Here is a 14,012-nt window from a genome sequence, read left to right on the forward strand (position 1 = left end):
TAGAATTCCTCCTATTTCAATATATTCGAAAATAAATAAGCATAAACTAATTTTTCTGTATGATAGAGTGAATCGCGGTGTGTTCGTTCGTATGCATGGCTAGCATCAATTCCCGGGCCAATTAAACCATGAACGATGTCATTACCAGAGTTAATCGCCGCACTCGCATCTGATGCATAAAACGGATAAATGTCTACTTTATAATCAATATTATTCTTTTTAGCTAGTTCAACTAAATGTTTGCGCAAACCTAAATGATAAGGGCCACTGCCATCTTTAGCACAAATAGAAACAGTGTATTCATCAGAAGTTTGACCATCACCAAGCGCTCCCATGTCGACAGCTAAATATTCCACTGTTTCAGCTGGGATATTGGAATTACCACCATAACCAATTTCTTCATTATTAGAGATAAGGAAATGAGTTGTATGTGGAAGCTCTAATTTATTTTCATGAATATGGTTAATGAGTTGTAATAAAATCGCGACACTTGCTTTATCATCCAAATGGCGAGATTTAATATATTCATCATTAATAATTTGGACACGCGGATCAAAGGAAACAAAATCACCAACTTCTATTCCAAGTGCGCGAACTTTGTCAGCATCTAGCGCTTTTACGTCTAAACGAACTTCCATATTTTTATCATTGCGTTCAGCCGTACCAGCGTCTTTATATACGTGAACGGAGGTTTGATGCATAAGAATTGTTCCGCTATATAAATCGCCTTCGCTTGTTTCGATCGTACAATATTCGCCTTCAATCGCATTAAAACGATAGCCACCAATTAAAGTTAATAGTAATCTGCCATCTGCTTTGATTTCTTTTACCATCGCGCCTAACGTATCAACATGTGCCGTTAGCATACGATGTTTGGAGTCATCTTTTCCTGGGAGAGTTACAATTAATCCGCCTTTATTGTTTAATTTATATGGGATGTTAGAAGCTTCTAAATCCCTCACTAGTTTTTCAATGATTTGTCCTGTGTTCCCTGTCGGACTAGGGATAGAAGTTAACTCTTTAATTTTTTGCATCGTTTGTGTTGTATTTGGTTCGTAACTCAAAAATATTCCTCCTTTAGTTCGCTTTATTCTATTATATTATAGCGCTTATCTTCACCTAACGCATTTCTTAAGATTAATTTTTTTCCAAATCAGTCCTTTTATATGCTATAATTCGGTAGACGAAAAGGGAGGGAATTTTTTGGAACAAACAAAAGTAAAAGCCGTTACCATCGCCGTATTTGTCGCAACATTTATGGCAGCTATTGAAGGTACCATCGTGAGTACTGCGATGCCAACGATTGTAAGTCAGTTGGACGGCATAGAGTTAATGAACTGGATTTTTTCTGTTTATTTACTAACATCAGCAGTGACGGTTCCTATTTACGGAAAACTGTCTGATTTGTATGGGCGAAAAAATATCTTTGTAATTGCGACAATTATTTTTATCATTGGTTCATCACTTTGTGGATTTGCACAAAATATGGAGCAATTAATTATTTTTCGCGCAATTCAAGGTATTGGAGCAGGCGGGATTTTACCATCTACTATGACGATTATCGCAGACGTCTACCCATTTGAAAAACGAGCAAAAGTACTTGGCTTCATGGGTTCTGCTTGGGGTATTGCAGGTGTTTTCGGGCCGCTCGTTGGTGGGTTTTTAGTAGACCAACTTTCTTGGCATTGGATTTTCTTTATTAATGTGCCAATCGGACTTCTAACTATCTTACTTATTTTGCTTTATTTACGTGAAGAGGTCGAACGAGTAAAATTACCAATTGATTATCTTGGTGCCTCATTATTTACCGTAGCACTTTTAGGATTATTATTTGCATTACAGCGAGCTGGAGAATCACTCAACTGGACAGAACCGCTCGTAGTCATTCTTTTTGCCGTTTCGATATTATTATTTGTTGCTTTTTATTTTGTCGAAAAACGTGCCAAAGATCCAATTATGCCATTTGTTTTATTTAAAAATCCAGTTGTTTTAATTGGAAACTTAATTGGTTTTCTAATTAGTGCCTTTTTAATTGGTATTAATGTTTATATTCCAATGTGGGCGCAAGGAATGCTTGGCCACGGAGCTACTATTGCTGGATTTATGCTTGCACCACTTTCCGTCACATGGATTATCGGTTCATTTATAGGCGGAAAGCTTTTAATGACACTAGGAAATCGCCATACAGTCGGAATTGGCGTATTAATAACAGCTGCAAGTGGACTTATTTTAGCTTTATTCCCAGCTTCCACAAATGACATCTTCTTCTATTTAAATAGTGCCTTTATGGGATTTGGATTTGGGATTATTTTTACTACTACAACTGTAACCGTCCAAGATGCTGTACCGAGATTCCAAACTGGTATTGCTACTGCTTCCAACACACTATTTAGAACTGTTGGTCAAACGATTGGTGTCGCTGTCTTTGGAACTATTTTCAACTCCGTATTAACCACACAATTTCGTGCAGCAGCTGGTAGCGAAGTAAATCGTAGTAATTTAAATCAGCTAATCAGCCCACAAACTTCAGGTAATGTTAATCCAGATCTAGTCGAACCGCTTAGAGATATTTTATATAGCGGACTCCACATGGTTTTCTGGGTAATGTTTGCTTGTTGTATCGTTAGTTATTTTATCCATTTCATTTTACCGAAAAAACATATTTCTGGTGAAAATTAAAAAAAGGATTGGCTCAAAGGAGCCAATCCTTTTTTGTTAGATTGTTTTTTTATATTTTAGTACTGCAAAGATATAAGCTACGACTGTAATACCAACACACCAAGCAAGTGCAATCCAGATTTCATTACCAACGGACCCTGAATATAACAATGCTCGAATTGTATTTACAATAGATGTTACTGGTTGATTTTCCGCAAATACCCGAACCGCAGTTGGCATCGTATCAGTTGGAACGAAAGCAGAACTTATAAAAGGCAAGAAAATCAGTGGGTAAGAAAAAGCGCTCGCCCCGTCAACCGATTTTGCAGTCAAACCAGGAATAACAGCCACCCAAGTTAAAGCTAACGTGAAAAGTAGCAGTATCCCAGCTACAGCAAGCCATTCTAAAAGCCCAGCAGATGACCTAAATCCAATTAATAAAGCAACTAGAATAATCAAAACAACTGAAATTGCATTAGAAACTAAAGAAGTTAAAACATGTCCCCATAATACAGAAGAACGACTAATCGGCATAGAATGAAATCGTTGGAATAGCCCTTTTTGCACATCTGTAAATAATCGTACTGCCGTATAAGCTATCCCACTTGCAATTGCCATTAAAATAATCCCCGGTAACAAGTAATCAACATAGTTATCTGTTCCTGTTTGAATCGCTCCACCTAGTACATAGACGAACATCAACATAATCATAATGGGTATAATTGCTACTGTAATAATTGTATCTGGACTACGCAAAATGTGACGCATCGAGCGACCAAACAAGATTCTTGTATCGCGAATTGCTTTCATTTTACTCCCTCCTTACCATTAATAATTGTTAAGAAAATTTCTTCCAGTGACGGTTGTTTCTCGACATATTCAATTTCAGCAGGTGGGAACAATTTTTTAAGTTCCTCTAAAGTACCATTTGCAATAATCGTTCCGCCGTGAAGGATTGCAATTCTATCAGCAAGTTGCTCCGCTTCATCTAAATACTGTGTCGTCAGTAAAATAGTAGTTCCTCCATCAGAAAGAGCTTTAATCGTTTTCCATACCTCAATCCGTCCTTCTGGATCAAGACCTGTCGTCGGTTCATCAAGAAAAATCACATCCGGAGATCCCACTAAACTCATTGCAATATCAAGACGTCTCATCATCCCGCCTGAATATGTGTCTGCTCTTCGGTCTGAAGCTTTTTCTAAACCAAAACGTGCTAGTAAATCTTTGGCTGTTTGATCAGGATTTTTTTCTCCTCGTAATTTTGCAATGAGTAAAATATTCTCACGACCAGTTAGTAAACCATCTACTGCAGCAAATTGTCCTGTAAGACTAATATGCTCTCTCACTTTCTCTGGTTCTTTCGTAACATCTAAACCAGCAACACTCGCTTTTCCATTATCTGCTTTCAAAAGTGTAGTTAAAATTTGAATAGTCGTTGTTTTCCCAGCGCCGTTAGAGCCAAGTAAAGCAAAAATCTCACCGCGCCTTACTCCAAAATCAATGCCCTTTAAGACTTCGGTTTTTTTGAAAGACTTTCTTAACCCACTAGCTTCAATCATCCATTCGTTCATTTGAACTCACCCTTCCTTCCAATTTCCTATTTTATTTCACTACTTAGTATCACGGGTATTCTGTATCACTTATTACCACTATATAGTAACACTTAGTTGATATGCTGTCAACAAAAAACTTATATTCTTTTTTTAAAATAAAACACCTATATTTAAGCATAAAAAAACCGCCCGATAAACGGACGGTTTGTCATTATTTCACTTTATAAATCCAACCTTCTGGAGCTTCTACATCTCCAAATTGAATTCCACATAGTTCATCAAATAGGCGTTTTGTTACTGGCCCTACTTCTGTTTCACTGTAAAATACATGGAAGTCATCTTTTGTTTGAATACCGCCAATTGGTGTGATAACTGCGGCGGTTCCACATGCGCCTGCTTCCTTAAATTCATCTAACTTATCAATAAATACATCGCCTTCTTCTGCTTTTAAACCTAAACGGTGTTCTGCCAAATAAAGTAATGAATACTTCGTGATACTTGGCAAAATAGAAGGAGAATACGGCGTAATAAATTTATCGTCTTTTGTAATACCAAAGAAATTAGCAGAGCCAACTTCTTCAATTTTTGTATGAGTAGCTGGATCCAAGTAAATGCAATCCCCAAAATTACGATCTTTTGCGTTTTGCCCTGGAAGTAAACTTGCTGCATAGTTACCGCCTACTTTTGCTGCACCTGTTCCATTTGGAGCGGCACGGTCAAAGTCAGAAACGATAAAGTTAGTTGGTGCCATTCCGCCTTTGAAATAAGGACCAACTGGTGAACAGAAAACAGAGAAAATATACTCTGGAGCTGCATGAACGCCAATATTATCACCTACACCAATTACAAACGGTCGTAAATAAAGAGTTGCTCCAGTACCATAAGGTGGAACAAATTCTTCATTTGCACGAACAACTTGCATACAAGCATCAATAAATTTTTCTGTTGGAATATGAGGCATTAATAAACGTTCACAACTTTTTTGAATACGAGCAGCATTACGATCTGGACGAAAAAGGTTAATGGAACCATCCTTACAACGATATGCTTTCAAACCTTCAAAACATTGTTGGCCATAATGAAGTGCAGTAGAACCTTCACTAATATGAAGTGTATTATCTTCCGTCAAAGTACCTTCATCCCACGCTCCGTCTTTCCAATGTGAAATATAACGCTTGTCCGTTTTAATATAACTAAACCCTAAATTACTCCAGTCAATATCTTTACTCATTCAAAATCCCCACTTTCTATCGATAAATCAGAATTATTGTATGTTTCAGTATAGCACAATAAACGCTATTATTGCAGTGAAGTCCTATGAAAAAGAAAATTTTTTCTAATAAATAGGCAAAATGTTCTTTCTTTTAACGTAATTCATGCTAAAATAGAGTAACTTTTCAAAAAACAATCATCTTAGAAGGAAGGATTTCAAGAAAGGAGAGAATGAAAATGACAGCTCATAAAATGTTAGATGAGAAATTTTACAGTAAATTGCTAGGAGAGGAACTCGATTTAATTATTTGCTTACCACCTGATTTTTCGCCACTTTACAAATATCCTTTATTTATTGTACAAGATGGAAAAGATTATTTTCAGTTTGGTAAACTTGCGCGTCACTCTGAAGAATTAGCAGTAAACGAGCAGATTCAAAAAGCCATTTTCATTGGTATTCCTTACAAAACTGTCATGGATCGCCGAGAAAAATATCATCCAGATGGTGAACAAAATGAAGCATACATCCGGTTCTTAGCATTCGAACTTGTTCCTTATCTTGAAGAACGCTTCCCTTCTTTCCAAATGCCAACGAGTAGATTTCTTATGGGTGACTCCCTTGGTGCATCTGTTTCATTAAAAGCCGCACTACTATTTCCGTTTACGTTCGGTAATGTTATCTTACATTCTCCTTATGTCGACGATGCAATCCTTACATTAGCAGAAAAAGCTGACCCTGCCAAAGTAAAAATCTACCATATTATTGGCGACCAAGAAACTGCAGTTGAAACTACTGGGGATGAAATACTCGATTTTCTATCACCAAACAAATCTTTAGAACAAATTTTAACCTCTCGTGGGTTTGATTATTATTTCCGCGTATTTAACGGCGATCATCGCTGGAAATACTGGCAGCCATTTATTAAAGAATCCTTACAATTTATGCTTCCAGTAAATACGTTTGATTTAGAAAGCATGCGCGCATAGGAAGGGACGGAACAACTTGACGGTAAAAAAAGTAACAGATGAACTAGGTAAACAAGCAGCACTAAAAATTCGAAATGACGTTTTCGTTGTCGAACAAAATGTAGATCCTGCATTAGAATGGGATGAATTTGATGAAATGGCTTCGGTGGATATGTTTGTTGATTACGCTGAAGACGGCACAGCGCTCGCGACAGGCAGATTTCGCGTAAAGGATGGTTACGGTAAAGTCGAACGCATTTGCACCCAAAAAATAGCCCGTGGCTCCGGCAGTGGACGTAGAATCATGGAAGCTATTGAACTGGAAGCTAAAACACGTGGATTAACAACACTAAAATTAGGCGCCCAGTTAACAGCAATCCCCTTTTATGAAAAACTTGGCTATGAAACGTGCTCTGATGTATTCTTAGATGCAGGAATTAAACATAAAGAAATGAAAAAAACATTAACTTATTAATAAAAATAGTTATTTCTTTCTAATAGAAGAAATAACTATTTTTTTATTATCTCTATTTCTCCTGATGCTTTGCCGCAAATAATTATATCTACATAATGAAGAAATAAGCCGTGCTCAAGTACCCCAGGAATGCCCGCTAACTTTTCATGCCAAGCTTCTGGATTAGTTAAGCTCTGATTTATAATATCTAAAATATAATTGCCGTTATTTGTTTCATATATTTCTCCTGACGACTGTTTGCGTAAAGTAGTTTCAACCCCGTCATTTTCTAGCATTCGTTTAATTTGCTTCCATCCAAAAGGAATCACTTCAAGTGGCAAAGGAAATTTTCCAAGCTCTGTCACAAGCTTCTCTTCCCCAACAACCCAAATATTCTTTGAACTAGCTTGAGCAACCATCTTTTCTCGTAAAAGTGCTCCTCCGCCCCCTTTTATTCCTTGAAAAGCTTGATTAATTTCATCAGCGCCATCAATTGTGACATCAATTTTCGTTACATCATTTAAAGATTTTAGCGGAATCCCTAATGTCCGAGCTTGTTGTTCTGTTTCTATAGAAGTAGCCACCCCAGTAATGTTTAAGCCTTTTTGCACCATTTCCCCTAATTTTTCAATCGTATAATAAACGGTACTTCCCGTTCCAAGACCGACAACCATTCCATCTTCAATCCATTCACACGCTTTTTCACCTGCGATTTTCTTTTGATTAATCATTTATTTTCCTCCCAACTTAGCATTAAAGCATTGCGATATCGATATTTTCATTATACGCCACCTACTTTTAAGTTCAAAGTAAGTTTATTTTTCTAACCTTACAAAAATGTAATTAGACATTTAAAGACAGATGTATTACAGTAAGTAAGTATTAAGAGTTTAATTTTAATATTTGTAACATAACTGAAATAATAAAGAGGTGGATTTATGAATAAAGTAAAACTATTTTTGCATCATCCAGCAACAATTTTTACAATGAAGACTATTTTTTACTTGACTGTTTTGCTTGGGTTGCTATGGTTTTATGGTTTCAAAAACCCTGAAGGCGCCAAATTTATTTACAATGAATTTTAAAAAAAGAAAGGACTGTTAAAAAATGGGAATATCAATTATGACAACGAGTATCATTGAAAGAATTGATGCATGGGCAGAAAAGACACCGGATTTCCCTTGCTATGAATATGCTGGAACACGTCTTTCCTACAAAGAACTTAAACGGCAATCGGATGCATTCGGCTCTTTTCTACTAAATACTTTAAACTCTGACAAAGAAAAACCTATTATCGTGTACGGACACATGTCCCCACTAATGCTTATTGCGTTTTTAGGTACTATTAAATCAGGACGTGCTTATGTTCCTGTAGATGTTTCTATGCCAGTTGAACGTATAGAACAAATCAAAAAAGCAGCAGATCCTGCACTATTCATTTGCACAGAAGAGCTTCCAAACAACCTTACAATTACAGGTTGTCCCGTTCTAACACAAGACCAATTGATGGATGCTTTGGAAAAACATTTTGAAGAAGTGCCAGACCCTGCTGAATGTGTTAAAAATGATGATAATTATTATATTATATACACATCAGGAAGCACAGGAAATCCAAAAGGCGTTCAAATTAGCCAAAACAATTTAGTTAGTTTTAGCAATTGGATTTTACAAGATTTCTCGTTAAGACAAGGATTGCGCTTCTTAAACCAAGCACCATTTTCCTTTGACTTGTCGGTTATGGACTTATATCCAAGCTTACTTTCAGGCGGAACTCTTGTACCACTAGATAAAACAATCACTGCTAACATGAAAGATTTATATCGCGAAATACCTGCTCAAAATTTTGATGTATGGGTTTCTACTCCATCATTTGCAGACTTGTGTTTACTAGATGATAATTTCAACCAAGAAAACAACCCTAATTTAACACGTTTCTTATTCTGTGGTGAAGTACTTGCTAAGAAAACAGCAAGTGAACTACTTGACCGTTTCCCAGATGCAGTCATTTATAACACATACGGGCCGACAGAAGCTACAGTTGCTGTTACACAAGTAAAAGTAACACGCGAGTTGATTGATGCTTATCCGAGCCTACCACTTGGAGTTATTAAACCAGATATGCGACTTCATATTGTCGATCAAGAAACTGGTGAAATACTTCCTGAAGGCGAAAAAGGCGAAATCATCCTAATCGGTGCAAGTGTTTCAAAAGGATATTTAAACGAACCAGAAAAAACAGACCAAGTATTCTTTGATTACAAAGGTTACCAAGCCTACCATACTGGTGACTCTGGTGTTATAAAAGATGGTTATCTCTTCTTCCAAGGTCGTCTTGACTTCCAAATTAAGCTTCATGGTTACAGAATCGAGCTTGAAGATATTGAAAACAATCTAAAAAAAGTAAGTTACATCCAAAACTGCGCTATTATTCCTAAAATGAAAGATGAAAAGGTTGATATGTTGGTCGCTCAGGTCATCCCGTCTTCCCACGATTTTGAAAAAGAATACCAGCTAAGTGCAGCAATCAAAAACGAATTAAAAGAATTTATGCCAGCATATATGATCCCAAGAAAATGGATTTATAAAACGGAATTCCCGTTGACAATGAATGGCAAAATTGATCGAAAAGCACTTAACAGCGAGGTTAACAAGTGAGCACACCATACGGTACAATACTTTACTTTGGAGTACTTCTTCTGTTTTTCATTCCTATCATAGTAGCTGGTTTGTTAGGAAAAAGATTACCGATATATAACGCTTTTGTCACATTAGTATTTTTATACTTTTTATTCTCTGCAAATCCAGTCCAAGGAGTTACTTTTATCTTCTTTGTTTTCTGGCAACTTGCACTCGTACGACTTTACTTCCATTACAGGCAGGAGAAAAAACAGAATCATGGCGGCGTATTCGTCATAGCAGTGATTCTCTCCATTCTCCCGCTTGTAATTTCTAAAGTAGTTCCAATTTTAGGAGACCAAGTAACAATGGTTGGTTTCCTAGGGATTTCGTACTTAACTTTTAAAGCGACACAAATGATTATTGAAATACGCGATAACTTAATTAAACAGTACAACGCATGGGATTTTGTTAATTTCTTACTATTTTTCCCAACTATTTCATCAGGACCGATTGACCGGTTCCGTCGCTTTAAAAAAGACGTTGATAATCCGCCTAGTAAAGAAGCTTATGTTGCTTTACTGAATCGAGGAATTTTCCTTATCTTCCTTGGTTTTCTCTATAAATTCATTATCGCATACTTAGTAAACAAACATTTTGTTGTTCCACTAGACATCGCGATTACACACAATGTTGATACAACAACAAGTTTGATTGGTTATATGTACGCATACAGTATGTACTTATTCTTTGACTTTGCTGGCTACAGTGCCTTCGCAGTCGGAGTGAGTTATCTACTCGGCGTTCAAACACCAATGAACTTCAATAAGCCTTTTGCAGCACGAAACATTAAAGAATTCTGGAATCGCTGGCATATGACTCTTTCCTTCTGGTTCCGTGATTATGTATTTATGCGTTTTGTCTTATGGCTTACAAAAAAGAAATGGTTCAAGAGTAAGTTCACCATCGCCTATATCGCATATTTTGTTAACTTTTTCATTATGGGTGTATGGCACGGACTTCACTGGTATTACATCGTTTATGGTCTTTATCAAGCCACTTTAATTGTTGGTTTCGACCTAATCGAACGCTTTAACAAAAAGCACAAGTTCTATCCAAAAAACAAAATAACTTATGTAATCGGCGTTATCATTACATTCCAATTTGTTTGTTTCGGATTCCTGATTTTCTCAGGTATTTTAGATAAAATTAATTTTTAAAACTAACTAAAGGTGGTAATTTAAATGGCTTTTCGTGAAAATGTATTAGAAATCTTAGAAGAAATTACAGAAACTGATGAAGTAGTACAAAATACAAATATCAAATTATTTGATGAAGGTTTACTAGACTCAATGGCAACTGTTCAACTTTTAATTGAAATTGAATCAAGACTAGATATTACTGTACCCGTTTCAGAATTTGACCGCGACGAATGGGCTACTCCTGAAATGATTATTACACAACTTGAGGCGCTAAAATAATGAAAAAAAAGCTGTGGATGACATTTGGGCCTTTACTGGTCGCATTCGCGGTTTTCCTTTTCGTTCTATTTGGACCTAGCAGCTTATTTTCTTATGTGTCTTCGGAGACTGTAGAAAAGAGCGCTACGTCTATGAACGAATACGTCATCCAAGGCTTAGACATCCAGAAAGAAGCTTTAAAAGAAGGAAACTATTTACCAATTTATGGTTCTTCAGAGCTTTCTCGTGTCGACCCATTTCATCCTAGCGTAGTCTCAAAAAAATATGATCAAGGTTATACACCATTCCTATTAGGTCGTCCGGGTACACAATCATTAAGCCATTTTCTTGATGTAAATGCACTTGGTGATGACTTAAGAGGTAAAAAAGTGGCTGTAGTTTTATCTCCACAATGGTTCCAACCTAAAGGCGTTTCTGATCCATCGTTTGGTGCTAACTTCTCCCCTCTTCATGCTTATAAATTTGCACTTGAAGACGCGAAAAACACACCTGAACGCAGATATGCAGCAAAAAGATTATTATCGTTCCAAGTGGTTCAAAGCGACTCTACTTTAAAGAAATTACTTGAAAATATCGTCGCAAAAGGTCCTAAAAAACCTCATGATCCAAAACTTGTAAAACTTGCTGGTAATGTCGAACTGAAAATTTTAGAACGTAAAGACGATTTAGAATCGAAAACAGTTTCAGGTTCTAAACAAGATCGTATAGAAAAAGGTCTAAAAGATCTCCCAGAAAAATTAGATTATAAACAACTAGATGACCTAGCAAAAGAAACTGGTGAGAAAAGTATCGGTGACAATCCTTTCCAAGTGAAAGAAAAATATTACCAGAAAAAAATCAAACCAATTGAAGGTAAGCTAAAAGACAGCCGTAAAGATTTGCGTTACGATGAATCTCCAGAATTTGGTGATTTACAACTTCTAATGGACGCTTTCAAAAAAGCTGGCGCTGATGTTATTTTCATCAATCCTCCTATTAATGGTAAATGGATTGACTACATTGGTATGAACAAACAAGGCTTAGATGGTTACTATGCTAAAACAAAACAACAAATCGAGAGTCAAGGCTTCCGTTATTACTCTCTAGAACAATATCAAAATGATTCTTTCTTTTTAGAAGATCCTATTCATTTAAGCTGGCGCGGTTGGGTAAAAATCGACCAAGTCCTTGCTGATTTTGTCAAAGCACCGGTTCAAACAAACTATACACCAACAGTAGATGATTATTATATTAAAAGTCATCCAGATAATGGACCAAAAAAAATCCAGAAGTAGTATTTAAACTACTCCTGGATTTTTTTCATTGTTAGAATCCAATAATATGATAACCGCTATCCACATGAATTACTTCACCTGTTACGCCTCGTGATAAATTACTGAATAAGTAATAAGCTGTATCTCCTACTTCTTCTGCTTGTGTTGCACGTTTTAAAGGTGCTCTTTCTTCTACAAGTGAAATCGAGTCAGAGAAGCCGCTAACGCCACGTGCAGAGACTGTTCTAATTGGTCCAGCAGAAATAGCATTCACACGCACTCCAATAGCTCCTAGGTCCATTGCAAGGTATCTCACGCTAGCATCAAGAGAAGCTTTAGCAACACCCATGATATTGTAGTTTTCTACAACACGCTCACCGCCAAGATAAGTTAAAGTAAGCAAGCTAGCATCTTCAGTTAACATATCTAAGTGTTTTAACGCACGCGCCACCGCTGTAAACGAGTAAGCGCTGATTTCATGCGCTTGTAAGAAGCTTTTACGATCTACCTCTAGATAGTCACCAGTTAAGTAATCTTTATTAGCAAATGCAATACAATGTGCTAAACCACTAAGTTTGCCTGCTTTATCTTTAATTGTTTCAAATGTCGCTGTAATAGCGTCCTCACTTGTTACATCACATGCTAAAATAAGTGGATCTTGATTTATTTCGTTTAATGAAGGTACTAGTTCAGTAATGCTTTTTTTCGCACGATCATCCGCATATGTAAATACTAGTTTTGCTCCTGCTTCATTTAATGAACGAGCAATCGCCCAAGCAATACTGCGTTTATTAGCTACTCCCATTACAACATATGTTTTTCCCTCTAATGATAAATTCATGTTCTTTCCTCCTAATTTTGATGCGATTTGTTCGCTTCTTCCATTTTACATGACCAAATAACTTTTTAAAACACTTATTACTTCGATTTTTGAATTATCTGCTCCATATCTTCTGGTAAAGGCAAATCAAACGCCATATATTCTTCTGTGACTGGGTGGACTAAATGTAGATGACAAGAGTGAAGTGCTTGTCTTTTAAGCAGCACCTGATCCCCGCCGTACATGTCATCACCAATAAGCGGATGACCGATATAAGAAAAATGCACACGAATTTGATGTGTTCGCCCTGTCTCAAGTTGGATCGCTAAATGATCAAACCCGTTATAACGCATGAGAACCTCATAATTTGTTTTCGCATATTTTCCTTCTGGAGTAACAAAACGCTCCATTATACTTACATCCTTGCGTCCTATTGGCGCTTCAATAGATCCTGCTTCTTCTTCAAGGGTACCTGAAGTGAAAGCTTGGTATCGTCTTTTGAGTAATCCTTGTTGCAAAAAGCTACTGAGCCTTGCGTGTGCATATCTATTTTTAGCGATTAACATTAATCCTGACGTTTCTCGGTCGAGCCTTGTTACGATATGGATAGCACTTGTAAGCCCTTGATTTTCATAGTGTCCTTTTACAAAATTTGCTACTGAACCGGTCGGATGATATTGAGACGGAATTGAAGCCATTCCGGCCGGTTTATTAATAATTAATAAAAAGTCATCTTCAAAAACTACTTCTAAATCTGTATGCTCGGCCAATAATCGTTCATTTTGTTGCTCAGTTGGAAAAGTAAGCCGAACTTTATCGTCAGTTTTAACGTGATATAAAACATTTTGTTCTTCGTTATTAACTTCAATTTTACCATCCGCGCCAAATTTTACTGCGGTTAATAATTGTTTAGATATATGCTTGCTTTTCAGAAAAGTTCTAAGCAGCAGCCCATCTTCTTCATTTTTTACTTGCCATTCTAAAAACACATGCTTCCTC

General features: G+C 36.6%; 15 protein-coding genes. 8 read left to right on the plus strand and 7 right to left on the minus strand.

The features are described from left to right. Positions 1-11 precede the first annotated feature (11 nt). A complete protein-coding gene (locus OC533_RS03445) occupies positions 12-1,064 on the minus strand; it encodes a M42 family metallopeptidase (RefSeq protein WP_010990702.1) in 1,053 nt (350 codons plus the stop codon). A gap of 139 nt (positions 1,065-1,203) precedes the next feature. On the opposite strand from OC533_RS03445, the gene OC533_RS03450 reads away from it, so the two are divergent. Then, complete coding sequence (locus OC533_RS03450; RefSeq protein WP_010990701.1) at positions 1,204-2,679, plus strand: LM6179_1298 family efflux MFS transporter; 1,476 nt, start codon at positions 1,204-1,206, stop codon at positions 2,677-2,679. A gap of 36 nt (positions 2,680-2,715) precedes the next feature. Here OC533_RS03450 and OC533_RS03455 read toward each other — a convergent pair whose 3' ends face one another. The 3 genes from OC533_RS03455 to OC533_RS03465 all read right to left on the minus strand — a co-directional run bounded on the left by OC533_RS03455 (position 2,716) and on the right by OC533_RS03465 (position 5,442). Then, entirely contained in the window at positions 2,716-3,468 is a 753-nt protein-coding gene (locus tag OC533_RS03455; RefSeq protein WP_262265223.1) for an ABC transporter permease, read from the minus strand. Then, positions 3,465-4,229 carry an ABC transporter ATP-binding protein gene (locus OC533_RS03460; protein WP_194323344.1) on the minus strand — a complete coding sequence of 255 codons (765 nt, stop codon included), beginning with the start codon at positions 4,227-4,229 and terminating at the stop codon, positions 3,465-3,467. Before OC533_RS03460 ends, OC533_RS03455 begins: the two co-directional genes overlap by 4 nt. 193 nt (positions 4,230-4,422) lie before the next feature. After that, the gene (locus OC533_RS03465) at positions 4,423-5,442 is read right to left on the minus strand and encodes a branched-chain amino acid aminotransferase (protein ID WP_003761476.1); all 1,020 of its coding nucleotides are present in this window, start codon (positions 5,440-5,442) and stop codon (positions 4,423-4,425) included. Between the two features lie 218 nt (positions 5,443-5,660). Between OC533_RS03465 and OC533_RS03470 the strand changes: the two genes are divergently transcribed. Further along, a complete protein-coding gene (locus OC533_RS03470) occupies positions 5,661-6,410 on the plus strand; it encodes an alpha/beta hydrolase (protein ID WP_003761475.1) in 750 nt (249 codons plus the stop codon). Between the two features lie 16 nt (positions 6,411-6,426). Then, positions 6,427-6,864: a GNAT family N-acetyltransferase gene (locus OC533_RS03475; RefSeq protein WP_003761473.1), complete on the plus strand. Its 438-nt coding sequence runs from the start codon at positions 6,427-6,429 to the stop codon at positions 6,862-6,864. A gap of 35 nt (positions 6,865-6,899) precedes the next feature. On the opposite strand, the gene rpiA is transcribed toward OC533_RS03475, so the two are convergent. Continuing rightward, positions 6,900-7,574: a ribose 5-phosphate isomerase A gene (gene rpiA, locus OC533_RS03480; RefSeq protein WP_194323343.1), complete on the minus strand. Its 675-nt coding sequence runs from the start codon at positions 7,572-7,574 to the stop codon at positions 6,900-6,902. Between the two features lie 207 nt (positions 7,575-7,781). Here rpiA and OC533_RS03485 point away from each other — a divergent pair, with 207 nt between their 5' ends. The 5 genes from OC533_RS03485 to dltD are packed head-to-tail and all read left to right on the plus strand — an operon-like array spanning position 7,782 to position 12,214. Continuing rightward, positions 7,782-7,928 (plus strand): teichoic acid D-Ala incorporation-associated protein DltX, encoded by a 147-nt coding sequence (locus OC533_RS03485; RefSeq protein WP_003761469.1) that lies wholly within the window; start codon positions 7,782-7,784, stop codon positions 7,926-7,928. A 37-nt stretch (positions 7,929-7,965) separates the two neighbouring features. Next, a complete protein-coding gene (gene dltA / locus OC533_RS03490; RefSeq protein WP_070753372.1) occupies positions 7,966-9,498 on the plus strand; it encodes a D-alanine--poly(phosphoribitol) ligase subunit DltA in 1,533 nt (510 codons plus the stop codon). After that, on the plus strand, positions 9,495-10,679 hold the full coding sequence (gene dltB, locus OC533_RS03495; RefSeq protein WP_045554605.1) for a D-alanyl-lipoteichoic acid biosynthesis protein DltB: 1,185 nt from the start codon (positions 9,495-9,497) through the stop codon (positions 10,677-10,679). The genes dltA and dltB overlap by 4 nt, the downstream gene beginning before the upstream one ends. A gap of 24 nt (positions 10,680-10,703) precedes the next feature. Next, entirely contained in the window at positions 10,704-10,940 is a 237-nt protein-coding gene (gene dltC / locus OC533_RS03500) for a D-alanine--poly(phosphoribitol) ligase subunit DltC (protein WP_003761466.1), read from the plus strand. Then, the gene (gene dltD / locus OC533_RS03505) at positions 10,940-12,214 is read left to right on the plus strand and encodes a D-alanyl-lipoteichoic acid biosynthesis protein DltD (protein WP_003771210.1); all 1,275 of its coding nucleotides are present in this window, start codon (positions 10,940-10,942) and stop codon (positions 12,212-12,214) included. Before dltC ends, dltD begins: the two co-directional genes overlap by 1 nt. A gap of 31 nt (positions 12,215-12,245) precedes the next feature. Here the strand turns inward: dltD and fabI are convergent, their stop codons facing one another. Both fabI and OC533_RS03515 read right to left on the minus strand, forming a co-directional pair. Next, the gene (gene fabI / locus OC533_RS03510; protein ID WP_003761461.1) at positions 12,246-13,034 is read right to left on the minus strand and encodes an enoyl-ACP reductase FabI; all 789 of its coding nucleotides are present in this window, start codon (positions 13,032-13,034) and stop codon (positions 12,246-12,248) included. A 77-nt stretch (positions 13,035-13,111) separates the two neighbouring features. Beyond that, positions 13,112-14,002: an RluA family pseudouridine synthase gene (locus OC533_RS03515; RefSeq protein ID WP_003761458.1), complete on the minus strand. Its 891-nt coding sequence runs from the start codon at positions 14,000-14,002 to the stop codon at positions 13,112-13,114. Between the last annotated feature and the right edge of the window lie 10 nt (positions 14,003-14,012).

This window comes from Listeria sp. Marseille-Q6474, from assembly GCF_946902005.1.
GTDB lineage: Bacteria > Bacillota > Bacilli > Lactobacillales > Listeriaceae > Listeria > Listeria innocua.